The 23,796-nt window shown below is 69.5% G+C and carries 20 protein-coding genes; 14 read left to right on the plus strand and 6 right to left on the minus strand.

Features of this window, described 5'->3' with window-relative positions; all coding sequences use genetic code 11:
* Window positions 1–22: 22 nt before the first annotated feature.
* Complete coding sequence (locus tag CRYAR_RS38495) at window positions 23–1,435, plus strand: MFS transporter (RefSeq protein WP_035858213.1); 1,413 nt, start codon at window positions 23–25, stop codon at window positions 1,433–1,435.
* On the opposite strand, the gene CRYAR_RS38500 is transcribed toward CRYAR_RS38495, so the two are convergent.
* On the minus strand, window positions 1,371–2,153 hold the full coding sequence (locus tag CRYAR_RS38500) for a biotin--[acetyl-CoA-carboxylase] ligase (protein ID WP_245620599.1): 783 nt from the start codon (window positions 2,151–2,153) through the stop codon (window positions 1,371–1,373). The two genes, CRYAR_RS38495 and CRYAR_RS38500, sit on opposite strands and share 65 nt — an antisense overlap.
* A gap of 137 nt (window positions 2,154–2,290) precedes the next feature.
* On the opposite strand from CRYAR_RS38500, the gene CRYAR_RS38505 reads away from it, so the two are divergent.
* Genes CRYAR_RS38505 through CRYAR_RS38510 form a run of 4 tightly spaced genes read left to right on the plus strand, consistent with a single transcriptional unit; the run spans window position 2,291 to window position 5,386 of the window.
* Window positions 2,291–3,895, plus strand: coding sequence for an acyl-CoA carboxylase subunit beta (locus tag CRYAR_RS38505; RefSeq protein ID WP_051571495.1), 1,605 nt, complete (start codon window positions 2,291–2,293; stop codon window positions 3,893–3,895).
* Window positions 3,896–3,951: 56 nt separating this feature from the next.
* The gene (locus tag CRYAR_RS46460; protein WP_084701504.1) at window positions 3,952–4,170 is read left to right on the plus strand and encodes an acyl-CoA carboxylase subunit epsilon; all 219 of its coding nucleotides are present in this window, start codon (window positions 3,952–3,954) and stop codon (window positions 4,168–4,170) included.
* A complete protein-coding gene (locus CRYAR_RS46465) occupies window positions 4,167–4,802 on the plus strand; it encodes a GNAT family N-acetyltransferase (protein ID WP_157018399.1) in 636 nt (211 codons plus the stop codon). Before CRYAR_RS46460 ends, CRYAR_RS46465 begins: the two co-directional genes overlap by 4 nt.
* Window positions 4,787–5,386 carry a Maf family protein gene (locus CRYAR_RS38510; RefSeq protein ID WP_035869559.1) on the plus strand — a complete coding sequence of 200 codons (600 nt, stop codon included), beginning with the start codon at window positions 4,787–4,789 and terminating at the stop codon, window positions 5,384–5,386. The genes CRYAR_RS46465 and CRYAR_RS38510 overlap by 16 nt, the downstream gene beginning before the upstream one ends.
* Before the next feature lie 4 nt (window positions 5,387–5,390).
* On the opposite strand, the gene CRYAR_RS38515 is transcribed toward CRYAR_RS38510, so the two are convergent.
* Window positions 5,391–6,575: an MFS transporter gene (locus CRYAR_RS38515; protein WP_051571497.1), complete on the minus strand. Its 1,185-nt coding sequence runs from the start codon at window positions 6,573–6,575 to the stop codon at window positions 5,391–5,393.
* 23 nt (window positions 6,576–6,598) lie between these two features.
* Here CRYAR_RS38515 and CRYAR_RS38520 point away from each other — a divergent pair, with 23 nt between their 5' ends.
* The 4 genes from CRYAR_RS38520 (at window position 6,599) to CRYAR_RS44235 (ending at window position 11,708) form a co-directional block, all read left to right on the plus strand.
* Window positions 6,599–7,267 carry an O-methyltransferase gene (locus CRYAR_RS38520; protein WP_035858215.1) on the plus strand — a complete coding sequence of 223 codons (669 nt, stop codon included), beginning with the start codon at window positions 6,599–6,601 and terminating at the stop codon, window positions 7,265–7,267.
* Window positions 7,268–7,296: 29 nt separating this feature from the next.
* Window positions 7,297–8,352, plus strand: a complete 1,056-nt coding sequence (locus CRYAR_RS38525) for a phytase (RefSeq protein ID WP_051571499.1) — start codon at window positions 7,297–7,299, stop codon at window positions 8,350–8,352.
* Between the two features lie 445 nt (window positions 8,353–8,797).
* Complete coding sequence (locus CRYAR_RS38530; protein WP_211247849.1) at window positions 8,798–9,958, plus strand: FxsB family cyclophane-forming radical SAM/SPASM peptide maturase; 1,161 nt, start codon at window positions 8,798–8,800, stop codon at window positions 9,956–9,958.
* A gap of 1 nt (window position 9,959) precedes the next feature.
* The gene (locus tag CRYAR_RS44235) at window positions 9,960–11,708 is read left to right on the plus strand and encodes an HEXXH motif domain-containing protein (protein ID WP_084701512.1); all 1,749 of its coding nucleotides are present in this window, start codon (window positions 9,960–9,962) and stop codon (window positions 11,706–11,708) included.
* On the opposite strand, the gene fxsT is transcribed toward CRYAR_RS44235, so the two are convergent.
* A complete protein-coding gene (fxsT, locus tag CRYAR_RS38540) occupies window positions 11,705–14,269 on the minus strand; it encodes an FxSxx-COOH system tetratricopeptide repeat protein (protein ID WP_051571503.1) in 2,565 nt (854 codons plus the stop codon). The two genes, CRYAR_RS44235 and fxsT, sit on opposite strands and share 4 nt — an antisense overlap.
* Window positions 14,270–14,617: 348 nt before the next feature.
* On the opposite strand from fxsT, the gene CRYAR_RS38545 reads away from it, so the two are divergent.
* From CRYAR_RS38545 to CRYAR_RS38560, 4 genes are all read left to right on the plus strand, one after another.
* Window positions 14,618–15,376 (plus strand): SIR2 family NAD-dependent protein deacylase, encoded by a 759-nt coding sequence (locus tag CRYAR_RS38545; RefSeq protein WP_035858219.1) that lies wholly within the window; start codon window positions 14,618–14,620, stop codon window positions 15,374–15,376.
* On the plus strand, window positions 15,366–17,075 hold the full coding sequence (locus CRYAR_RS38550) for a tetratricopeptide repeat protein (protein ID WP_157018401.1): 1,710 nt from the start codon (window positions 15,366–15,368) through the stop codon (window positions 17,073–17,075). Before CRYAR_RS38545 ends, CRYAR_RS38550 begins: the two co-directional genes overlap by 11 nt.
* Before the next feature lie 74 nt (window positions 17,076–17,149).
* The gene (locus CRYAR_RS38555) at window positions 17,150–17,899 is read left to right on the plus strand and encodes a hypothetical protein (RefSeq protein WP_035858223.1); all 750 of its coding nucleotides are present in this window, start codon (window positions 17,150–17,152) and stop codon (window positions 17,897–17,899) included.
* 127 nt (window positions 17,900–18,026) lie between these two features.
* On the plus strand, window positions 18,027–19,784 hold the full coding sequence (locus CRYAR_RS38560) for an acetyl/propionyl/methylcrotonyl-CoA carboxylase subunit alpha (RefSeq protein WP_035858225.1): 1,758 nt from the start codon (window positions 18,027–18,029) through the stop codon (window positions 19,782–19,784).
* 3 nt (window positions 19,785–19,787) lie between these two features.
* Here the strand turns inward: CRYAR_RS38560 and CRYAR_RS38565 are convergent, their stop codons facing one another.
* Entirely contained in the window at window positions 19,788–20,855 is a 1,068-nt protein-coding gene (locus CRYAR_RS38565) for an alpha/beta fold hydrolase (RefSeq protein ID WP_035858227.1), read from the minus strand.
* Window positions 20,856–20,936: 81 nt separating this feature from the next.
* Entirely contained in the window at window positions 20,937–22,337 is a 1,401-nt protein-coding gene (locus tag CRYAR_RS38570; protein ID WP_035858229.1) for an NAD(P)H-quinone dehydrogenase, read from the minus strand.
* Between the two features lie 67 nt (window positions 22,338–22,404).
* On the opposite strand from CRYAR_RS38570, the gene CRYAR_RS38575 reads away from it, so the two are divergent.
* A complete protein-coding gene (locus tag CRYAR_RS38575; protein ID WP_035858230.1) occupies window positions 22,405–22,857 on the plus strand; it encodes a gamma-glutamylcyclotransferase family protein in 453 nt (150 codons plus the stop codon).
* On the opposite strand, the gene CRYAR_RS38580 is transcribed toward CRYAR_RS38575, so the two are convergent.
* Entirely contained in the window at window positions 22,843–23,748 is a 906-nt protein-coding gene (locus tag CRYAR_RS38580; RefSeq protein ID WP_051571505.1) for a bifunctional helix-turn-helix transcriptional regulator/GNAT family N-acetyltransferase, read from the minus strand. The two genes, CRYAR_RS38575 and CRYAR_RS38580, sit on opposite strands and share 15 nt — an antisense overlap.
* Window positions 23,749–23,796 lie beyond the last annotated feature (48 nt).

The raw sequence follows: 23,796 nt of genomic DNA on the forward strand, positions 1-23,796 counted from the left end.
ATTCCGGTGTTCGCTGGGATCCGTGCCCGAACTGTCCCGTCGTCACCGACTCGCTGTCCTCGCGACGTGTTGCCTCGCCCTGTTCCTCGTGGGGCTGGACAACACGATCGTCAACGTCGCCCTGCCCTCGCTGGGCCGGGAGCTGGACGCACCGCTCTCCGGCCTGCAGTGGACCGTCGACGCCTACCTGGTGGTGCTCGCCTCGCTGCTGCTGCTCGCCGGCTCGATGGGTGACCGGTTCGGCCGTCGCCGGGTCTTCCAGACCGGCCTGGTGCTGTTCACGCTCGGCTCGCTGCTGTGCAGCCTGGCGCCGAGCCTCGGCTGGCTGATCGTGTTCCGAGGTCTGCAGGCGATCGGCGGGTCGATGCTCACACCGGTGGCGATGTCGATCATCACGAACACGTTCACCGACGCCCGCGAGCGCGCGCAGGCGATCGGCGCCTGGGGTTCGGTGGCGGGGATCAGCATGGCGCTCGGCCCGCTGGTGGGCGGGTTGCTCGTCGACACGATCGGCTGGCGGTCGATCTTCTGGATCAACGTGCCGGTGGGGCTGATCGGGGCACTGCTGACGCACCTGGTCGTGCCGGAGTCGAAAGCGGCCGTGGCCAGGCGGTTCGACCCGGTCGGCCAGGTGCTGGTCGTGCTGGCGCTGGCGTCGGCGACGTACGGGCTGATCGAGGGCCCGGCGACCGGGTGGGCGTCGCTGGAGATCCTCGGGCTGCTGTGCCTGGCCGCCGTCGCCGTCGCCGCCCTCGTCGTCTACGAGCGACGCCGGGAACAACCGCTCATCGACGTCCGGTTCTTCCGCAGCGTGCCGTTCGCCGGGGCGAGCGTGGTGGCCGTGCTGCACTTCGCCGCGCTGGCCGCGCTGCTGTTCCTGAACACGCTCTACCTGCAGCAGAACCGGGGCTACTCGGCGCTCGCGGCCGGCGCGCTGACGTTGCCGCTGGCACTCGCCGCCGTGGTGGCGTCACCGCTGGCCGGGCGGCTGGTCGGGCGGATCGGGGTGCGGGTGCCGATGATCCTGGCGGGGTCGGCGGTGCTGGTCGCCGGCGTGCTCCTCTCGTTCCTGAGCGGTTCGACGTCGCTGGTGCTCCTCGCGGTGGCCTATGCGGTGTTCGGCCTCGGGCACGGGCTGGTGAACACGCCGATCACGAACACCGCCGTCTCGTCGATGCCGAAAGCGCAGGCCGGGGTCGCCTCGGCGACGACGTCCGCGGCGCGCCAGATCGGCCAGGTGCTCGGCGTCGCCGTGGCCGGGACGCTGACCGCGGGGGCCGCCGCCCAGGACCCGGGGTTCGCCGAGGCGACCCACCCGGCCTGGTGGCTGGTCGCGGTGATCGGCGTGGTCGTGGCCGGCACCGGAGTGCTCACGACGACCCGGTGGGCGTCGCGGACGGCGGCGCCGGACGCTCCGGTCCCGGTTGCGGCCTGACGTGCACCACGTCGCCGGCGGCCACCGCGGTGGTGCCGACGACCAGACGGCCTTCGGCGTCGACGTCGGTGGCGACGCCTTCCAGCGTCTGCCCGGCCGGTAGCGAGACGCGGACCTCGCGCCCCAGCGTGTCGCAGTGCCCGCGGTAGGCGGCGCGCAGGTCCTCGTCCCCGGCCCGCCAGTCCGCGTACCGCGCGGCCAGTTCGTCGAGGATCGCGGCGAGGAGAACCTCGCGGTCGAGCACGGGGGCTCCGGCGAGCGCCAGCGACGTCGTGTCGGGGCGGTCGGGCGGTAGTTCGTCGGCGGTGAGCGTGACGTTGAGCCCGATGCCCAGCACCACGGCGTCCCCGGTGGCCTCCGCGAGGATGCCCGCCGCCTTCTTGCGGTCCGGCCCGACCAGCAGGTCGTTCGGCCATTTCAGGCGGGCGTCGACGCCGGGCAGGGCCGCGACGCACGCGACGCCGGCCAGCAGCGGCAGCCACCCCCACCGCTCCCGCGGGACCTCCATCGGCCGCAGCAGCACCGAGAACGTGAGCCCGGCGCCCGGCGGGGACGTCCAGGTGCGCCCGATCCGGCCGCGCCCGGCATCCTGCGCCTCGGCGACCAGCACCGTGCCCTCCGGAACCCCGCGGGCGGCGACCAGATCCGCGTTCGTCGATCCGGTGCGCTCGACGACCTGGACGTCGCGCCAGAACGGGTCCCGAATCCGTTCCCGCAACGTTGCACGATTCAGTGCGTTCCTACCGTTGTCCACACCACGCACCGTAAAGAGTGATCCACGCCTTACTTCACTCAACCACCGAAGAAACTGCTTTAGGCTCGCCAACGCGCCGCTGCGGAGGAGGGCAATCAACGATGACTCTCGAAGCCACCCAGTCGTCGGACCCGGTCGACGGTCCCGACATCCACACGACGGCCGGCAAACTCGCCGACCTCGAACGACGGGTGGACGAGGCGGTCCATTCCGGGTCCGCCCGGGCGGTCGAGAAGCAGCACGCCAAGGGGAAAAAAACCGCGCGCGAGCGGATCGACGCGCTCCTCGACGAGGGCTCTTTCGTCGAACTCGACGAGTTCGCCCGGCACCGCTCGACGCAATTCGGCCTGGAGAAGAATCGGCCCTACGGCGATGGCGTGATCACCGGCTACGGCACGATCGACGGCCGTCAGGTGTGCGTCTTCAGCCAGGACGTCACGGTGTACGGCGGCGCGCTCGGCGAGGTCTACGGCGAGAAGATCGTCAAGGTGCAGGATCTCGCGATGAAGATCGGCTGCCCGATCATCGGCATCAACGAGGGCGGCGGCGCACGCATCCAGGAAGGTGTCGTCTCGCTCGGCCTGTACGGCGAGATCTTCCAGCGGCACGTGCTGGCCTCCGGCGTCATCCCGCAGATCTCGCTGATCATGGGCGCGACCGCCGGCGGGCACGTCTACGGCCCGGCGCTCACCGACTTCGTGATCATGGTCGACCAGACCTCGCACATGTTCATCACCGGTCCCGACGTCATCAAGACCGTCACCGGCGAGGAGGTCTCGTTCGAGGACCTCGGCGGTGCGCGCACCCACAACACGAAGTCCGGCAACGCCCACCACATGGCCGCCGACGAGGACGACGCGCTCGAGTACGTCAAGACGCTGCTGTCGTACCTGCCGAGCAACAACCTCGACGAGGCGCCGCTGTACGAGAACGACGACGCGCCCGACGGCGATTTCCTGGACACGTTCATCCCGGACTCGGCGAACCAGCCGTACGACATGCACCGGGTGATCGAGGCGATCGTCGACGACTCCGAGTTCCTCGAGGTGCAGGCGCTGTTCGCACCGAACATCCTGGTCGGCTTCGGCCGGGTCGAGGGCCGCCCGGTCGGCATCGTCGCGAATCAGCCGATGCAGTTCGCGGGCACGCTCGACATCGACGCCTCCGAGAAGGCCGCACGCTTCGTGCGGTTCTGCGACGCGTTCAACGTCCCGGTGCTCACGCTCGTCGACGTGCCCGGGTTCCTGCCCGGCACCGGCCAGGAGTGGGACGGCATCATCCGGCGCGGCGCGAAGCTGATCTACGCCTACGCCGAGGCGACGGTCCCGAAGGTCACGCTGATCACCCGCAAGGCGTTCGGCGGCGCGTACGACGTCATGGGCTCAAAGCACCTGCGTGCCGATCTCAACCTGGCCTGGCCCACCGCCCAGATCGCGGTGATGGGCGCCCAGGGTGCGGCGAACATCGTCTACCGGCGGGAACTCACGTCGATCGACGATCCCGAGCAGCAGGCCGTCCGCCGCCAGGAGCTCATCGCGGAGTACGAGGACACGCTCTTCAACCCGTACATCGCGGCCGAACGGGGGTACGTCGACCAGATCATCCGGCCCTCGACGACCCGCGTCCAGATCGCGCGGGCACTGCGTATGCTGCGCGGGAAGCGGGAGACGCTGCCCCCGAAGAAGCACGGCAACATTCCGCTGTAACGCTGTGCGCGCAGAACTTGCCGCATGGTCGCTCCGCACCGGACGATGGGGACGTGATGACCACCCAGGACGACGAGCCGGTTATCCGGGTACTTCGAGGCGTGCCTACGGCTGAGGAACTCGCCGCGCTCGTCGGTGTACTCGCGGCCCGCTCGGCGGCGGCCGCCCCGGCGGCGCCGCGTCCACGTGAACTCTGGCGCCGGCAGGAAGCACGGATCGGTGCGCCGCTCGCCGCGGGTCCGGGGGCGTGGCGCGCCTCCGGGCTCCCGCGATGAGCCTTTCGATCCGACCACTCCGGCGGGACGACGTCGAAGGCTGCCTTCGCGTCATCGCCTCCTTGCCGCGGTTCTTCGCGGTCAGCGACGCCGCCGCGGCCTCGGCCGAGCCGCTCGACCTCGAGCCGGAGAAGGTTGGCGCGCACCGTCCCAAGGTCGGCGCCGTGCGGAGCGCGTCCAGGGTCACCGCCTCCCATCCGGTCCGCCCGAGCCGCGGCCGGCACGGGATACCCGACGAGGACGACGAGCCGGCGCCCGGCGGCCGGAGCATCGCCCAGGCCGCGCGGGACCTCGGCACGCAGGGTGGCCTGGTCGCGCTCGGCCCCGGCGGCGACGTGATCGCGTTCCTCACCTGGAAGCGGCACGGCGACAAGGCCGCCGAGATCACCTGGATGGCCGTCCACGCGGCACTGCGGCACCGCGGGGTGGGCACGACGCTGCTGACCCGCCTCGAGCGTCTGCTGGCCGCTCAGGGCTTCCAGAACATCTCGGCGATCACGTCGGCGTCGTCGCACACCTACGAACCCACCCGGCGGTTCTGGCGTGGGCAGGGCTACGCGCCCGTGCTGCAGCTCGAGGACCTGTGGGAGACCGACGTGGCGCTCGTGCTCACGAAATCGCTGACGCCGTGACCCGCCGCCTCGTGCTGGCGTCGCAGTCGCCGGCCCGGCTCGCGTTGCTGCGCGCCGCCGGGTTCGCGCCCGACGTCGTGGTGTCCGGTGTGGACGAGTCGGGCGCCACCGGCACGCCGGCCGAGATCTGTCTCTCGCTGGCCCGGCTCAAGTGCCGCGCCGTCGTGGCGTCGCTGGCCGCTCCGGACGCGGTGGTCGTCGGATGTGACTCCGTCCTGGAGATCGACGGCGTGGCCTACGGCAAGCCGAAGGACGCCGCGGACGCGATCGCGCGCTGGCAGTTGATGGCCGGGCGCACGGGTGTGCTGCGCACCGGCCACTGTGTCGTCGTCGACGGCCGGGAAGTGTCCGCGGTGGCCTCGACGACGGTGCGGTTCGCCACCCCGAGCGGTGACGAGATCGCGGCGTACGTCGCGTCCGGCGAGCCGCTGTACGTCGCGGGGGCGTTCACGATCGACGGGCGGGGCTCGATCTTCGTCGACGGCATCGACGGGGACCACACGAACGTCGTCGGGCTGTCCCTGCCGCTGTTCCGCCGCCTACTGGCCGATCTGGACCTCAGCGCGGTCGACTTCTGGGTCTGACGAGTCAGGTGGCGGTGCGGCGGACGACCAGTACGCCGCCGCCCGCGACGAGGAACAGAGCCGGTACGACCAGGAAGGCGCCGTGGGGGCCGACCTGGTCGGCCAGCGCGCCGAGCGCGAACGGGCCGCTGCCGACCGCCAGACCGGCCGCGTAGGACGCGTACCCGGCGGCGCGGTCGGGCTGGCCGTCCGACGCCTGCATCGCGAGATCCATCGACAGCGGGTAGGTGGGGCCGAGCCCGAAACCCAGGATCGCGAGGCCGACGATCGCGACGACCGGTGACGTCGTGATCCAGAACACGGCCCCGCCGATCAGGGCGACGCCCAGCGCCGGCAGGAGCAGCACGGGGCCCGGGGCGCGGGCGGCCGACACTGCGCCGACGATCCGCCCACCGCACATCCCGCCGACCACCGCCGTGACCGCGGCCGTGGCGAGCGCCGCCGTCGAGCCGGTGCGGTGCCGCAGCACATCGGACGCCCACAGGGTGGTCGCGAACTCGGCCGCGATGCAGCACAGCATGATCACCCACGTCACCCAGAACCGCCTCGGCAGGCCCGGACGCCCCCGGGAGGCGATCTCGTGGCCGGCGGCGGGCGCGCGGCTGACGTCGGAATGCTGATCGGTGCCGGTGGGCAGACGGGTGGCGGTCGCGCGGGCGAGCACGAGGATCGCGGCCGCCAGCACGCTCGCCACCAGCAGGGCGGGTCGCCAACCGAAACCCTGGTCGAGGGAGAAGCCGATCGCCAGCGGAGCCACCAGCCCCACGCCGCAGGCGATCGCGTTGCCCTCGGTGAGCGCGGCTCCGGAGAACGCGGGCCCGTGGATGCCCAGCAGCGTGGGCGCGATGCTGTTGACCAGGATCGCGCCGACCGTACCGATGCCGAGCGTCGTCGCGATCGTCACCACCGGCACCGACGGCACCGCCGTCAGGGCGACGATGCCGAGCGCCAGTGCGACGACCGTCGTCCACAGCGTTCTCGCGCGTCCGATCCGGCGCGTCAGGAACGGATACAGTGCGCCCGCGGCGAGGGCGCCGACGGCGAGCGCGGTGCCGTGCAGGCTCGCCACCGCGCGGCTGGTGCCCTGCTCGTCACGCAGCAGCGGCACCACCGGCCCGAAGCCGTAGATGAACCAGCCGTAGAACCCGAGGACCGCGTAGACGAGATAAGTAGCCCGGGTTCGCGTCACCGCATCCAGCCTACGGTGGTTCGGTGACGCACCGAAACGAGTGGATGCCGGCAGAGTTGTACGACTACACGATCGCGATCGGCCCACCGCCCGACGACGTGGCCCGCGATCTGATCGCCGAGACCGCCGATCGGTTCCCCGGTCCCGCCGGGATGCAGATCCCTCCGGAACAGGCCGGGTTCCTGACGTTGATCACGCAGCTGGTCGGCGCCCGGTCGGCCGTCGAGGTCGGCACGTTCACGGGCTTCTCGTCGCTGGCCATCGCCCGCGGCCTGCCCGCCGACGGGCGACTGCTGTGCCTCGACGTCAACGACGAGTGGACGTCGGTGGCCCAGCGGTACTGGGACCGGGCCGGGGTCGCCGACCGCATCGACCTCCGGATCGGCCCCGCGCTCGAGGCCCTGCGCGCGCTTCCCGCCGAGCCGACGATCGACCTGGTGTTCATCGACGCCGACAAGCCGAACTACCTCGCGTACTGGGAGGAGCTGGTGCCGCGCGTACGTCCGGGAGGGGTGTTGTTGATCGACAACGTGTTCTTTCACCTGTCGGTGCTGTCGGAGAATCCGACCCGACCAGGCGGTGCGGCGATTCGCGCGTTCAACGCCCACGTGCGCGACGATCCCCGAGTGACCCACGCCGTTCTGCCGCTCGGGGACGGGGTCACGATCGCCCGTCGCGTGTCTTCGGAGTAAGTGTCGGTGCGTGTCGATACCGTAACTACATGCGGATCGCGCTGGGGTTGGTAGCGGCAGTCGCCGTCACGGTGGTCACGGGCAGCAGCGTGCCGTCCGCGCCCAGACCGGTGGCTGCCGCCGAGGCCCCGGTGACCGCGGGGGCCACCGTGGAGACCCAGCCGGTGGAGCACTCCGGCGACGCCGCGGACGACCCCGCGTTCTGGTTCGACCCGAACGATTCGTCGCGCTCGATGATCGTCGGCACCGACAAGAAGGGCGCGCTGGAGACGTACGACCTGACCGGCAAGCGGCTCCAGCGCATCCCGAACGTGTTCCCGAACAACGTCGACGTGCGCGGCAACGTCGTGGTGGCCGCCGACGACGACACCGGCGAGGGTGTGCTGCGCATCTACCTGGTCGATCCCGCGACCAGGCGCCTGTCGTCGGCCGCGGTCGTACCCACCACCGTGACCGCGCACGGCGTCTGCCTGTACCGCTCCCCCAAGACCGACAAGCTCTACGCGTTCCCGAACGCTGTGTCCGGCCGGGTCGAGCAGTGGGAGCTGACCGTCCGGGGCTCGAAGGTGACCGCGAAGTCCGTCCGGTTGTTCAACCTCGGCCGGGCCGTGGAGGGCTGCGTCGCCGACGAGGCGTCCGGCGCGCTCTACATCGGCCAGGAGAAGGTCGGCATCTGGCGCTACGGCGCCGAGCCCGACGCCGGCCGCACCCGTACCCTCGTCGACGGCGCCCGTCCCGAACGCGACGGCCACATCCAGGCCGACGTCGAGGGGCTGGCCATCGCCGGTGACCGCCTGTACGCGTCGTCCCAGGGCAGCAGCGACTTCACCGTGTACGGCCGGATGGACAACAAGTACCTCGGCCGCTTCCGCGTAGCGAACAGCGGCGGCGTCGACGGGTGCCAGGACACCGACGGCATCGACGCCACGTCACGCCCCTTGGGCCCGGCGTTCCCGACCGGCATGTTCGTCTGCCAGGACGGTTACAACGTGGAGGGCTCGTCGGTGCAGCGCCAGAACTTCAAGTTCGTCCCGCTGGACCGAATTGTGGAGTCGATCGGGGAACAACCGATCCCGTTTCCGTAGGTCCGGGGGACGAGCTCGATAGGGACGTGTTAGTTGGCCCCTCGGCCACCCGCTACGATTTCGCTCGCTTCGATGCAGCCAGCGGCACGGTAGGTATCCAATCCAACCGCAGCTCGAAGAGTCTACTCTCCGGTCATGTAGAAAATCCGCGTAAATTGTGATATATAGGCCCAATGACGCGCGAGCCGCAGCCCAACCTTCACTCTGAGTTGATAATGATTGACGGGGCTGACCTAGAAAACCTCGACACCATGGCGGATTCAGCACTCAAAGACGCAATGGTGCGACTGGTCCGAGAAGCCAGCACTCCGGACCAGACCACGGCGTCTTTCAGCGCGAGCCTCTAGTAATGCCATCGCACACAGTGGGCATATCGGCCCACCCGCGAGATGGCTACTGGGGAGAACGACAAGAATGGCCGTTCGACCGAACGAGTATTGACGAATTGGCTAGTGAGAACTGGCGGCCGGTACCGATCAGCCAGTTCATCCTCAAGTTGACATCGCGCTGCAACCTGAACTGCGATTACTGCTACATATTTAATAAAGCCGATAAAGCGTGGCAAGATCGTCCACATCGGATGTCCGATGCCACAGTGGACGCGATCGGCGCGCGCATCGGACAGCACGCGGACGCACACGGCCTAAGTCGGGTGGAAGCCATCATCCACGGCGGCGAACCGATGCTCTACGGCCCCGACGCACTGCTCCATGCCCTCGACTCGATCGAACAGCACCTCCCGGCCGGCACCGAACTAGACGCCTCCGTACAAACAAACGGCGTCCTCCTCGACGGCACAGTTCTCGACACGCTGCTGGCACACGGCATCCGCGTCGGCGTCAGCATGGACGGCACCCGGACCGCCCACGATCGCCATCGGCGGTTCCCCGACGGACGGCCGAGCTTCGGCATCGTCGAACGCAACCTGCGCCGACTCGGTGAGCCGAAGTACCGGTCGATCTACGCCGGGCTGCTGTGCGTCGTCGACCTGGAGCAGGACCCGATCGCCACCTACCAGCAGCTCGCCGAGTTCTCACCTCCGCGCATCGATTTCCTCTTGCCTCACGGTGACTGGAACTCTCGTCCACCCGGCCGACCCGACGATGACACCACCCCGTACGCGGACTGGCTCAGCGCGATCTTCGATCGATGGTTCACGCAGCCGGGCCCGCGTCCGGGCATACGTCTGTTCGAGGAGATTCTGCAACTGCTCCTGGGCGGACACAGCCGGTCGGAGAACATCGGCCTGTCCCCGGTCGCCACGCTGGTGATCGAAACCGACGGTTCGATCCAGCAGATCGATTCTCTCCGCAACGCGTACCCCGGCGCCGCGGAGACCGGGATGCACGTCGGAACTCACCTGATCGACGACGCGCTTCGGCACCCCGGCGTCGTCGCCCGTCAGCTCGGGATCGACGCGCTGGCCGACGCGTGCCGCTCCTGCCGGTTCGGGCGCACGTGTGGAGGTGGCGCCTACCCGACCCGCTATCGGGCGGGCGCCGGCTTCCAGAACCGGTCCGTGTACTGCCCCGACCTGTTCGCTCTGATCGAGCACGTCCGGGGCGCAGTTGTCCACCAGCTCCGTGACCACCAGGAACAGAACTGAGATGGAGTATTTCCGAGTACCCGCAGTCGTCTTCGCCTCCCTGGCCGCCGGCGGCGCCGACGAAACCGGCGTGCTCCGCGAAGGACAACTCAGCAAACGACGTCTTCTGCTCCATACCGTGCGACGTAGCATCGAGACGTCCAGCCCGACGGTGGCCGAGGATGCGCGGCTCGCCGCCGGGTGGGCTCTGCTGGCCGATGCGCTGAAGGCCGCGCCGCACGAGGTCGACCGGCTCCTGCTGCACCCCGCGGTCGGGGACTGGGGGATGCACGCTCTCCGTCGGCTGCACGGCGGCGCCTCTCCGGCCGAGGTCGCCGACGACGCCGGTTACCTGAACGGCATCGTGGCCGCGGCGGTGCTGCGGGCCGGGACGACGGGCGAGATCCCGGTCCGGGTTCGTGCCGACGGCTCCGTTCCCCTCCCTGGGGCTGGGCTGTTCGAGGGGCTCGGACAGCGACGCTGGCTGACCGTCCACGTGGAGAACGGTGTCGCTCGACTCCGCGATGCGGACGAGACGACCTGGCGGCCGCTCCGCGACCTCCAGTCGGTCGCCGAGGGCCACCGCATCGGTGTGACGATCGATGATCTCGACCCCCACCGCATACCGGAGGAGCTGCCGATCGGCGGCCGACTGTCCGACGCGGCCGCGACGCATTGGCAGGCTTGTCTCGACGACGCGTGGAGCCTGCTGGTCCGGCGGCATCCGGATCGAGCGTTGTCGATCGCTCGGGACATCACCTGTCTCGCTCCACTGCTCGTCACTCCGGGCGAGCCGAGCGTCAGCGCGTCATCGGGCGACAGCGTCGGGGGCATCGCGCTCACCGAACCGCTGGACGGTCAACACATGGCCGAAGCGCTGGTCCACGAACACGCGCACAACAAGCTGTGGAGCCTGCTGAGCCATTTCCGGCTGGTGGAGCCGAGCGATGCGGTCTTCTACGCGCCATGGCGAACCGATCCCCGACCGGCGCCCGGCCTTCTCCAAGGTGCCTATGCCCACCTCAACCTCGTCGCCTACTGGGAGATCGAACGCTGGCAAGCAAGTGGCGACGCGGCCCGGCTCGCCCACTTCGAGTTCGCGCGGTGGCGAGACGCGGTCGACGTCGTCCTCGGTTCGCTGCTCGAGTCCGGGGCGCTGACCGAACTCGGCGTCGAGTTCGTGCGTGGCATGCGTCGTGCGCTGGAACCGCTGTTGCGCGCGCCGGTGCCGGCGCTTGCTCTCGAACTCGCCGAGGACGCACAGCGCGAGAATTGCATCGGATGGCGGCTCCGTAACCTCCACACCGACCCGGACGACCTGCGGGCGGTGGCCAGCGCGTGGCGGGAGCATCGTCCCTACCCGGCCGGCACCGTGCCGAGGGCGCGCCCCGTTCCTGGCTCCCGCGCGTCCTGGACCAGCGGGCGTCGACGACTGGCCCGCGAGCGTCTCCTCGGCAACCCCGCGGCGACCGTCGAGCACGCGGACGGTCTCCGCCCGGCGGATCTGGCCTATGCGGACGGCAAGCACGCCGACGCCGCGGAGCTGTACGCGCAGGCGGTCGTCCGATCAGCCGCACCGGTGGACGCGTGGACCGGCCTTGCGCTGGCTCACCACCAGTTGGGAACTCCGGTAGCGGCGACGCTCATCGCCCACCCGGAGCTCATCCGCGAACTCCACGACACGCTGAGGAGCGACGGGGTACCCGACCCGCACCGACTCGCGGAATGGGTGTCGGACGGCCTCACCGCGCCGCCCGTCCATCTGGGTTAGATCGGAGGGGGATCGATCACCGACGACACTCGTCCCCGGCGTTCGGCTGTTTCGACGTCGTAGTGGCCCGAGCCCAGGATACGCGCGAACCCGGTCATCGCTTCGCGGCGAAGCGCCTCACCGCTCGCCCGATCGCCGTCGGCGATGCGATCCAGCCCCAGATTGAGCTCGGCGCCGAGCGTATGGGGATGTTCCGGGCCCAACACTGCGCGCAGCTGCGGAGTGGTCGCCTCTCCGAGCGCGCGAGCCTCCTCCACCTGGCCCAGTTCGGCCAGCGCCGTCGCCAGGTTCGCCGCGCAGACCAGCGTGTAGTGGTGACCGGAACCGAGCGAGACCTCGAGGCCGGCACGCGCTTCCTCGAGGTAACGACGAGCCTCTTCGTACCCGTCCCGGGCGAGCTGCACGACCGCGAGATTGATCGTGGCGGCTTGCGCGAACGGATGCGTAGACTGCCACACGTTTCCGTACCGGGCGACCGTGTCGTTCAGAAGGTCGACGGCTTCGCCCAGGTAGTCCCCGCCCGGTAGCCGGAGCGAGCCCGCGAGCCGGAGTGCGTTGCCCAAGCTGATCCCGGCCGCGAGCGCGTCCGGGTGGTCACCACCGAGAATCGAGCTCTGGAACCGCTGGTAGGCGTCACGAGCCTGCTTGAGCGCCGGTTCGACTTCGCCGGCCAGCCGCTGGACGATGCCCATGTCGCGATACTGGGTGAGCACCCAGAGGTGGTCTTTGGCCAGGGTCTTGTTCGTGACCAGACGCTCGTAGCGCTCGTAGGCGAGGCGCGCGCGATCCAACGCCTCGCTGTAGCGGCCCAGGTGCCGGAGGTCCCGCGAGATCCCGGCGAGGGACAGCACCACGTTCGGGTCGTCGTCCTGCCCGAAGAACGCCAGCTGTTCCTCGTAGTTGTGCTGGTCGAGCTCCAACGCGATCGTGTAGTCGCCGATCAGCTCGTTGTCGAGGGACAGGTTGTTGCGGGCGCGGAACGTCTCGAGGCTCTCGTCGCCGAACGTCTCCCGGTGTCGCCGCAGGGAATCCTCGTCCAGCTCGAGGGCCGCCACGAACTCCCCTCTCACGCGCAGGTCGGCGGCGTGGTCGTTGGTGACGGTGAGGGTCTCCGGATTGTCCTCACCCAGCACCGCGCGCATGAGCGTCAGCGTCGGCCGCCGGAGCTCGTAGGCCTCCGCATAACGCGCTCGTCCCCACAGGAGATTCGCCTTCTGCCCGCGCAGGATCAGGACGTTCTGGTCCTCCGGACCGGAGTCGGACTCCCAGGCGGCCAGGGCCTGATCGATGAGCGTGTTGCACGCGGCGTACTCGCCGCTCAGATAGAGGTAGAGGGTGACGTTACGGATCAGACGCCGAACCACCGGGTCGGTCGACTCCGGCGCACCCGACGGGAACAGGTGCGGATAGATCTCTTGATAACGCGGCCAGTTCTGGATGTCGCTCGGGTTGTCCGGGTCCCGCTCGGCGAGCAGCAGGTGGACCTCGCTCCGGATCTGGATCGTCTGCTCGTGGTCCAGGCCGTCGCGCACCAGACGCTGAATGAGCCGGTGAACCTGAACCGTCCGACGGTTGTTGTCGATTCGTGCGAGCGCGTACCGGCCCAGCTCCCTCATCGCCCGACCCACGATGATCGGATCCTGCAGGTTCTCGCCGAACGAACCCGGAAGCCTCCGGGCACCACGGACGAGAAGGTCGCGGGGGATGGGTTCCGGACCGAGCAGAGCACACCGCTGGAGCAGCTCCAGCGCGAACGGCATCTGCTGGCTCACGTGGCCCATCGAGATGCTCCAGGCTGCGGCCACCGGCACCGGATAGTCCGTCGGCGGATTCTCCGTGAGCACCTTCCCCGCTTCGTCCTGGAGTGCCTTCAGATAGTCGCCGCTGGGGATGCCGGTCTCCACCATCAGTGCGCCTGCCTGCTCGAGCGCGAGCGGAAGGTCACCGAGTTCCTCGGCGAGCCGGTCGGCGTCCTCCGCAGCGATCCCGGCCACCCGACGCTGCAGGAACTCCAGGCTCTCGGCCCGGGAGAACACGTCGACCTCGACCGTCTCGGCGACGCTCTGCCAGCGGTGATTTCGTGACGTCACGAGGACGTGGCCTTCGATCTGTCCCTGCGGAAGGAGTTCGCGAAGATCTTCGGGCTGATCCGCATTGTCGAAGACGAGCAGCCATCGACTGTAGGGCGTCCCCCGTCTCAACGAGTCGAGCACGGCCGCGACGGCTTCTTCGGTGCGACCGGGCGTCAGTTCCTGCAGACCGAGCCGGGGAGCGAGGGCAGCCAGTCCGGACCGGGCAATCGACAACTGGTCTGCCGATACCCACCAAACGACTTGATAGTGCGCGCTGTTGCGGTAGGCGTACTCCGCCGCGAGTTGAGTCTTACCGACGCCACCGAGACCGTGGATGGCATAGGGCAGTAGCGCCGCCTTCTGCTCTCGCCTGAGCTGTGCCCGGAGTTCCTCGAGGAGGGTCGCGCGACCGGTGAAGTTCTTGTTTCTCTGGGGGACATTGCCCCACACCACCGGAATTTCTCGGGCCGGGCCACTGATCTCCGTCACCGAACCACCTCAGCCTCGTAACTCGAGCAGAGTCGAGCAACCACCGGGAGGGCACAAGAATGTAGAGCGGAAGCCGTATTGCGGCCCCCCTGGAAGACTAGCGTGAACCATGGAACTCGGAACGCGGTTCGACGCCGTCGATCTTCTGTCACACTAGGACGGCGGCAGTTGCGGCGCTACCGCAGCTGTGTCGCACCTGTCCCGGCAGCCGCTTGAGGGGAGTCGCCGCCGGTGCAAGAGAGTGACTGGAATCGACTAATCCGGCAGTTGAGCGAAGGCGAGTGCATACCGTTCATCGGTGCCGGAGCGTGCGCAGGCGCTATCCCAGGGGGTGGGGAACTCGCCGAGATGTATGCCGACGAGTACGGCTATCCGTTCCGTGACCGCGACGATCTGTCGCGCGTGATGCAGTACGCCGCATTCCAGGTCGGCGATGCCGTGGATCTGAAGTCGCTGGTCGCTCAGCGCCTGACCCGATACGTCTCGCCCAATTTTCGCGCGAGCACCTCGCCGCACGGATTACTCGCTCGCTTCCCGATTCCGCTCTACCTCACCACGAATTACGACCCGTACATGACGCAGGCCCTGGTCGCTCACGGGCGCCCGCCGAACACCGCCATCTGCCATTGGGACCGCACCAACACCGGAGATCCGGTGGACCCCCGACCCGAGGCTCCGGTCGTCTTCCACCTGCACGGCGCGGCCACCGACCCGCACTCCATGGTGCTGACCCAGGACGACTACCTGAACTTCCTGCTGGCACTGGCGATCGACAAGGGGTTCGACGAGAAGAGCATCATCCCCAACGAACTGCTACCGCTGATGACCCTCCGGCCGCTCCTGTTCATCGGCTACAGCCTGAAAGACTGGTCTTTTCAAGTCCTCTCGAAAGGGCTCACTCGGCTGCTTCCCCGGGAGGAGCGACGACGGCACGTCAGCATCCAGCTGATCGACCCGTTACAAGACACCGATCGGGTGACCTTCGAACGTGCGATGTCATTTCTGAATCACCACTTCGAACGGCAGGACATCTCGGTTTACTGGGGCACCGCAGAGAACTTCTGCACCGAGTTGAACCGTCGCTTGGGGTACGGCCATGTCAGGTGAGCAGGTATCTCCCTATGTGGGCTCGCGCCCTTTCGAGGCATCCGACCGGCCGCTCTTCTTCGGGCGCACCCGAGAATCCGACGATGTGCGAAACCTCTGGCTGAGCAACCGCCTGCTGGTTCTTTACGGCCGCACCGGAGTGGGAAAGACGTCGCTCGTCCAGGCCGGCGTTTTACCGGACATCACCGCATCCGGAGCCCGCTATCGCACCGACTTCCTACCTATCGGTCGGCTTCCGGCCCCCAACGCCACGCTCCGGCCCGATCCGGACGGACCGAACCCGTACGTCTTTCGGCTGCTCTCTTTCTGGCGCCCGGGGGCCACCCCCGCGCAGCTGGCGCAGATGACGCTGCCGGAATTCCTTTCCGAAGTCCCGGCCACCGTCGACGGGGACGGTTTGCCGCTGCCGCTTCTGGTGGCGATCGACCAGTTCGAGCGGGTCTTCAGCGACGATCCGGGGAACGCGGAACATGTCGAGCAGTTTCTCGATCAACTCGCCCGGGCAACCGAACGCGTCAAGCGACTCCGGGTGCTCATCTCCATCCGCTCGGATCACGTCTCGTCGCTGCTGCGGCACGAGGCCCGGATCGGCTCGCATTATCGGGCCCGGTACGAACTGCACTCCCTCGACGCGCCCTCGGCCCTGGCCGCCGTCGCCGCGCCGGTTCGCCGAGTCGGACGGGAATTCGCCCCCGGGGTCGCCGAGCGGATGGTCACCCACCTCCGCACCACGCGGGTGACCAGTTCCGTCGGTGAGGTGACCGACATCAGCGCCAGCAGGATCGAGCCCGTCCACCTGCAAGTAGCCTGCGCGGGCCTGTGGCGCTCGCTGCCGTCCGGCACGACCGTGATCACGGCCGAGTTCCTCCGGAACCGGGGCACCGTCGAGGAGTCGCTGCGTCGGTTCTGCACGGAATCCGTCGACGAGGTGGCGGCCCGATTCCACTATCGTCCGATCGACGTCTGGGCCTGGCTGGCGCGAACCTTTCTCCACCACCAAGGGCGTTCCAGCGCGGCTTATCAGGGCGTCGCGCTCACCGGCGGCCTCCCGAATGCGGTCGCCCTCGCATTCGAGTCACGTCGGGTACTGCGCTCGGAGGTCCGATTCGGGTCCCGCTGGTTCGAGCTGGCGCACGAGGCCTTGGCGCGCGCCATTCACGACACCGCTCGACAGTGGACCGATCCGACCGAGCCGGACGTGGACAGCACGGCCTTCGGCTATCTACGCCAAGCACAGGCCGCCTTCGCCGAGGGGCGCGAAGACCTGATGAAGGCCTACGCTCTCGAGGCGGTTCGACTGAGCCTGGTCTCGTTGCCCGAGATCCGCCGCGAGGCCATCTCCTTCCTCGCTCAAACCGGACACCGTCGGGCCAAGACCGGCCGGCGTCGAACCGGCGCGCTGGACGAACTGACGCTCGCCGTCCGCCTGCTTCCGGCCGACATCGCCGCGAAGGTCGATCTGGCCCGCGCTCTCCGCGAACTCGGCCAGGCCCAAGGCGCGCTCGCGATGCTCAGCGCCGCCCTGATCGTCGCCCCCGACAACGTCGAGGCCCTGCTCGAACGCGGCCTGCTCCACGCGTCCCGGGGAGCTGATCGCGAAGCCAGGGCCGATCTGCACGCGGCCATCCGGCTCGATCCGGAGGTGGCCGAGCGAGCGGATGTCCGAGGGGCGTTGGCGCGGACCGACCGCCCGGCCTGATCGCACGAACACGACGACGACGGTGCCCACCGCAGGTCGCGGGATCGCCAGCAGGGGGAAACAACATGCGTGGGGTGGCTCGGCGGGTTTCGGCGGACATCGCTGCGCTTCGGCACCTCGACGCGTATGTCGTCTCCGCGCTCGCGCTGGTCTTCGCCGTCGTCACCGTGCTCAGCGACGCCATCTCGGTCGACCTCCGGTGGGCCGTGGCGCTGGCCGGCCTGGGGGTGCTCGTCTACCGCACCACTGCTCCCAAGCCCGACGTCACCATCGACCAGTTGCTGCAGGACCGCCAAGGGTTCGAGGCGGCGCCGGCCGCGGCCCGGCTCCGGAAGGCGCGCGAAGTCTGGCTCTTCGCGCCGACCGGGATCAACTTCCTGTCCGAGGAGAACCTGGCCGCGCTCCGGGCCGGGCCGATGTCCCGCCCCGACGGCAGCCTGCGTGTCATGGTGCTCGACCCCGCGAACGAGGCCGCGATGACGCTCGCGGTGCGCCAGTTGGACGACTCGATCACGTACCCGCTGCAGGAGTTCGGCGCGTGCCACCGCCAGGTGGTCCAGCGGTTGGAGGCGATCGCGAACACCTGGCCGAAGACCGGCACGTTCGAGTACCGGTACCTCGACTACAACCCCGGCTTCAGTCTCGTGGCGATCGATCCGACCGGCAAACAAGGCCGGGTCATCGTCGAATTCCATGGTTTTCGGAACGAGGCGACGTCGTCCCGGATGCATTTCGAGCTGGGCACCTCCGACAGCCGCAGATGGTTCCTGTACTGGACCAATCAGTTCGAACAGATGTGGGCGGCGGCCCGCTCACCTGACTGAACCGAATCAGACAAACGCGAGGAACGTCACCCTTATTCTCGTCCGCTCGTGCGCCATGATTACCAGCGGGTACAACTATTCGGCTACCACACAGCCGCCACCGCAGGCGTCGACGAGGGAGACGAGCGTGCACAAGGTTCTCATCGCCAACCGGGGTGAGATCGCGGTTCGCGTGGTTCGCGCCTGCCGTGATGCGGGGTTGGTCAGCGTGGCCGTCTACGCCGACTCCGACCGGGACGCGCTGCACGCGCGGCTGGCCGACGAAGCGTACGCGCTGGGCGGCGACACCCCGGGCGACTCGTACCTGCGCATCGACAAGCTGATCGACGTCGCGAAGCAGTCCGGCGCGGACGCGGTCCACCCGGGCTACGGATTCCTGTCGGAGAACGCCGAGTTCGCGCAGGCCGTGATCGACGCCGACCTCACCTGGATCGGCCCCACGCCGGACGCGATCCGGGCCCTCGGCGACAAGGTCGAGGCCCGGCACATCGCCACCGCGGCCGGCGCCCCGCTGGTCCCCGGCACGAAGGACCCGGTCGCCGGCGCCGACGAGGTCGTGGCGTTCGCCGAGGAGCACGGGCTTCCGGTCGCGATCAAAGCCGCGTTCGGCGGTGGCGGGCGTGGCCTGAAGGTCGCGCGGACGCTGGAGGAGATCCCGGAGCTGTTCGCCTCCGCCGTGCGCGAGGCGGAGGCCGCGTTCGGCCGCGGCGAATGCTTCGTCGAGCGCTACCTGGACCACCCGCGGCACGTCGAGGCCCAGGTGCTGGCCGATCAGCACGGCACGGTGGTGGTCGTCGGCACCCGCGACTGCTCGCTGCAGCGGCGTCACCAGAAGCTGGTGGAAGAGGCCCCGGCGCCGTTCCTGAACGACACCCAGCGCAAGAACATCCACGACGCCGCCAAAGCCATCTGCAAGGCGGCCGGGTACCACGGCGCCGGCACGGTCGAGTTCCTCGTCGGTGTCGACGGCACGATCAGCTTCCTCGAGGTCAACACGCGGTTGCAGGTCGAGCACCCGGTCAGCGAGGAGACCGCGGGCGTCGACCTGGTCCGTGAGCAGTTCCGGATCGCCGACGGCGAGCCGCTGCGGTTCACCGAGGACCCCACGCCGCGCGGCCACTCGTTCGAGTTCCGCATCAACGGCGAGGACCCCGGCCGCAACTTCCTGCCCGCCCCCGGCGCGGTCAACTCGTTCGTGCTGCCCACCGGGCCGGGCGTCCGGGTCGACACCGGCGTCGAGCCGGGCTCGGTGATCGGCGGGAACTTCGACTCGCTGCTGGCCAAGCTGATCGTCACCGGCTCCAGCCGGCAGGAGGCGCTCGAGCGCTCCCGGCGGGCCCTGGACGAGATGCAGGTCGACGGCATCGCGACCGTGCTGCCGTTCCACCGCGTCGTGGTTCGCGACCCGGCGTTCGCTCCCGCCGACGCCGACGAGGCGTTCAGCGTCCACACGCGATGGATCGAGACCGAGTTCGACAACCAGATCCCGCCGTACTCCGGAAGCGCCCCCGAGGCCGCCGAAGAGGCCGAGCGCGAGATCGTCGTCGTCGAGGTCGGAGGGAAGCGGCTGGAGGTGTCGCTCCCCGCGGGCCTGGCCACCAGCGCACCGGCGCAGGCCACCAAGAAGCCGAAGAAGCGGGCCGGCGGCACCAAGGCCGGCGCGGGGGCGAGCGGCGACTCGGTGGTCTCCCCGATGCAGGGCACGATCGTGAAGATCGCGGTCGCCGACGGGGACGAGGTCGCCGAGGGTGACCTGGTCGTCGTTCTCGAGGCGATGAAGATGGAGCAGCCGCTCACCGCGCACAAGGCCGGCACCGTCTCCGACCTGTCGGCCGCGGTCGGCGACGTCATCGCCTCCGGCGCGGCCGTCTGCGAGATCAAATAACCATCAATCGGTGTACTCGGTGATGCTCTCGACGAGCGTCGCGAGAAACTCCTTCGGCTTCTCGATGTGCGGTGCGTGGCCGGTGTCGGTGATCACGAGTTCCTCGTACCGACCACCGGCCAGCACGTACCGGTCGAGCACGTGCCGGGTCTGCGACACCATCGGCTGCGCCGGCGCGACCTGCTCGCCGGGCCACCCCGGCACGGCGCCGATCTGTCCCAGGTACGCCAGGTCGAACAGCGACGTGTCGGAGACGATCACGTCCGAGTCGCCGCGGATCCAGTAGATCGGCGGCTTCGGCTCGATCACGTCCAGGTCGTCGACCCGGAAGAACGTCGGCGCCATCGTGTTGAGCACACCGCGCGTGCCCGGCAGCGCGCCCGGCCACTCGGGCGTGACCTCGGCCGTACCCGGGTAGTTGTCGTCGCCGGTGCGGGTGCTGAGCATCGAGCTCACCCAGCGGTCGGCGTCGTCGGGCTCGGGGGTGAAACCCGACTTCACGTAGCTGCTGAGCAGCACCGAACGCGGGGAGACCGCCGCGTCCGCGGCGCGGTCGCCGGTGGCGAGACGCTGCACGAACTCACCGTTCGCGCTGCCGGCCCCGGAGCCCAGCCCCGGCGGGTCGAGATGTACCCCGTCGACGCCCTTGGTGCCGCCGAACCCGTACGGCGAGACGGGGTTGACGAGCGTCGCCGTGCGGACGATCTCCGGGTGTTCACGCAGGATGTGCAGCACCACGCCGCCGCCCATGCTCCACCCGACCAGGTGCACGCGGTCCAGTTCGAGCGTGGCCAGCAGCCCGAGCACGTCGTCGCTGAAGTCACGCAGGCCGCGGGTCGCGTCGACCGGTAGCTGGTCGGTGTCGCCGAAACCACGCAGGTCGACGGCGATCGGCCGGAACGTCGCCGGGAGGTCGCGCATCGCGTACTGCCAGAACAGCGACGACGACACATTCCCGTGGACGAAGACGACCGGCTCGCCGTCGGTACGGTGCTCGACCTCGAGGACGTTCACGGTCAATCGTTCGGTCGGAACCCGACGGGTGGTGATCCCGGGCAGCAACAAGTCCATCACTGCGCTCCGTTCTGGATGGCGACGGCGACCGCTTTCACACTCACACCACCAGTCCGGCCCGTCAACGGGGCGGAAGTCCTACTCGAACTCGTGTTGCATGAGTTGGCGCGCCGCCTCGGTGAGCGAGCCGGAGAGCGACGGGTAGATCGAGATCGTCTGGGCGATCTGGTCGACCGTGAGGTGGTTCTGGACCGCCATCGCGACCGGCAGGATGAGCTCGCTCGCCCGCGGCGCGACGACGACCCCACCGATCACCAGCCCGGACGCCGGGCGGCAGAAGAGCTTCACGAAGCCGTCGGTGAGGCCCTGCATCTTCGCCCGCGGGTTGGTGCCGAGCGGCAGCGTGACCGTGCGCGCGGGCACCTCCCCCGCCTCCATCGTCGTCTGCCCGAACCCGACCGTGGAGATCTCCGGGTCGGTGAACACGTTCGCGGCGACCGTACGCAGCCGCAGCGGCTGCACCGCCTCGCCGAGCGCGTGCGCCATCGCGATCCGGCCCTGGGCGGCGGCCACCGACGCGAGCATCAGCACGCCGGTGACGTCACCGGCGGCGTAGATGCCGGGCACGTTGGTGCGCGACACCCGGTCGACGGTGACGAACCCGCCGCCGCCGGTCTCGACGCCGCTCTCCTTGAGCCCGAGGTCCTCGGTGTTCGGCACCGAACCGATGGTCATCAGCGCGTGGCTGCCCTCGACCGTGCGGCCGTCGGTGAGCCGCACCACGATGCCGTCGCCCGTGCGCTCGACCCGCTCGGCGCGAGCCTTGTACAGGATCGTCATCCCCCGCCGGGCGAACACCTGCTCGATCAGGTTCGCGGCGTCGGAGTCCTCGTGCGGCATCACCCGGTCGCGGCTGGAGACGAGCGTGACCTGAACGCCCATCGCCAGGTACGCGCTGGCGAACTCGGCCCCGGTGACGCCGGAGCCGACCACCACCAGGTGGGTCGGCAGCTCCGGCAGGTCGTAGACGTCACGCCAGGTCAGGATGCGCTCGCCGTCGGGCTCGGCGCCCGCGATGACGCGCGGCGCGGCGCCGGTGGCCAGCAGGACGTTGTCGGCCTCGACCCGGTACGGCGTTCCGCCGGCCGGCTCGATCGTGACGACGTGGCGCAACTCGACGCGGCCGTCGAGCCGGGCGGCCCCGGTGATCACCTCGACGCCGGCCGCGGCGACCGTGCTGCGGATGTCGGCCGACTGCGCCAGCGCGAGGCCCTTGACCCGGCCGTGCACGGCGGCGGCGTTGACCTTCACGTCCTCGGGCTCGCAGGCCATGACGCCGACCGAATCGCCGTGCCGGAACGCGTTCGCGGCGTCCGACGAGGCGATGAACGTCTTGCTCGGCACGCAGTCGTAGAGCACGCACGCGCCGCCGAGCCCGTCGCGTTCGACGAGCGTCACCTCGGCACCCAGCCGGGCAGCGACGAGCGCCGCCTCATATCCGGCGGGACCGCCACCAATGATCACGATGCGCGAGGACACGACAAAAACCTTAGTCGACGTCAGTCGGGGAACAGGCGCCCCACCGTCCCGGTTAGAGTGCCCACCCATGGGCCTCTACGCCGCCTACGGGACGAACATGCACCCGAGCCAGATGCAGGAGCGCTGCCCGCGCTCCCCGAGCGCCGGTATCGGCTGGCTCGAGGGATGGCGGCTGACGTTCGGCGGTGAGGAACTCGGCTGGGACGGAGCGCTCGCCACGATCGTCGAGGCGCCGGACGAGCGGGTGTTCGTCGCGCTGTACGACGTCAGCGAGTTCGACGAGCCGACGCTCGACGCCTGGGAGGGCGCCGACCGCGGCCTCTACCGCAAGCTCAAGGTGCGCGTGCACACGCTCGAGGGCGAGGCGCTGGCCTGGCTGCACGTGCTCGACTCGTTCGAGGGCGGCCTCCCGTCGGCGCGCTACCTCGGCCTGATCGCCGAAGCCGCCCAGGCCGCCGGCGCGCCCGACGACTACGTCAGCGAGCTCCGCAGGCGTCCCTGCAACTCAACCGAGCTGTAGCGACCAGTGCTCGGCCCGCCCGTTCGGGTCGAGTGAGTCGGCCGAGCTGGTGCGGTCGAGGGTGAAGCCCGCCTTCGCGTAGATGGCGCGAGCCGCGGACAACGCGTCCTGGGTGTGGAGCACGATCCGCCGGTACCCCTCGGCCCGCGCGTACGCCACGCACTCGTCCACCAGGCGGACGCCGAGCCGCTGACCGCGGGCGGCCGGCTCGACCAGGAGTAGGCGCAGCCGCGCGGTGTCGGCGTCCTCGGGCGCGCACGCGATCGACCCCAGCAGGCGTCCGGCGCGTTCGGCCACCCACACCCGTGACCGGGCCCGCGGTTCGAGCAGGTCGGCGACGATCCGCGCGACCGCGGCCTCGAAGCCCGGCCAGCCGTACTCCGCCTGGTAGACCTCGGCGTGCCGGGTCAGCACCCAGCCGAGCTCGCCGATGCGTGCCGGCCGGATCGAGACGTCCGGCCCGGGCTCGGGGAAGAGCAGGCCGGCCACGGTGTCCAACGCCGTCACCAGCGCGCCCCGATCGTCCGGGCGCAGCGGACCGAGCAGTTCCGCGACCCGGGCGTCGGCCCTCGACGCCAGTTGCGCGGCCACCGCGAGCCCGGCATCGGTGACGGCGACGAGCTGCCGTCGCCGGTCGTCCGGATCGACCGTCCGAGTGAGCAACCCTCGCTCCGCGAGCCGGTCGAGCAGACGGGTCGTGTATCCGGGATCGAGCTGCAGCCGGCCGCGGAGCTCCACCACCGGCTGCGGTGAGCGCTGCGTGAGCTCGTAGACCAGCCGGGCCTCCGGAAGGGTCAGACCGGAGTGGAGGTAGCTGTCGTCGAGCAGCGCGGTGACTTCGGTCCAGGCCCGGTTGAACCGCCGCACGGAGGCGATCTGGGTTGCCGTCATACGAGGGATCATCGCGCATTCTTTGACGGAGTCAAAGGATATCGGTGA

This window comes from Cryptosporangium arvum DSM 44712, from assembly GCF_000585375.1.
Lineage (GTDB): Bacteria > Actinomycetota > Actinomycetes > Mycobacteriales > Cryptosporangiaceae > Cryptosporangium > Cryptosporangium arvum.

What these genes read in the sequence shown, in the direction of transcription:
- CRYAR_RS38505 (WP_051571495.1), top strand. Translation starts at nt 2,291, where the DNA reads ATGACTCTCGAAGCCACCCAGTCGTCGGACCCGGTCGACGGTCCCGAC.
- CRYAR_RS46460 (WP_084701504.1), top strand. Translation starts at nt 3,952, where the DNA reads ATGACCACCCAGGACGACGAGCCGGTTATCCGGGTACTTCGAGGCGTG.
- CRYAR_RS46465 (WP_157018399.1), top strand. Translation starts at nt 4,167, where the DNA reads ATGAGCCTTTCGATCCGACCACTCCGGCGGGACGACGTCGAAGGCTGC.
- CRYAR_RS38525 (WP_051571499.1), top strand. Translation starts at nt 7,297, where the DNA reads ATGCGGATCGCGCTGGGGTTGGTAGCGGCAGTCGCCGTCACGGTGGTC.
- CRYAR_RS44235 (WP_084701512.1), top strand. Translation starts at nt 9,960, where the DNA reads ATGGAGTATTTCCGAGTACCCGCAGTCGTCTTCGCCTCCCTGGCCGCC.
- CRYAR_RS38545 (WP_035858219.1), top strand. Translation starts at nt 14,618, where the DNA reads ATGTATGCCGACGAGTACGGCTATCCGTTCCGTGACCGCGACGATCTG.
- CRYAR_RS38550 (WP_157018401.1), top strand. Translation starts at nt 15,366, where the DNA reads ATGTCAGGTGAGCAGGTATCTCCCTATGTGGGCTCGCGCCCTTTCGAG.
- CRYAR_RS38565 (WP_035858227.1), bottom strand. Translation starts at nt 20,855, where the DNA reads ATGGACTTGTTGCTGCCCGGGATCACCACCCGTCGGGTTCCGACCGAA.
- CRYAR_RS38575 (WP_035858230.1), top strand. Translation starts at nt 22,405, where the DNA reads ATGGGCCTCTACGCCGCCTACGGGACGAACATGCACCCGAGCCAGATG.
- CRYAR_RS38580 (WP_051571505.1), bottom strand. Translation starts at nt 23,748, where the DNA reads ATGACGGCAACCCAGATCGCCTCCGTGCGGCGGTTCAACCGGGCCTGG.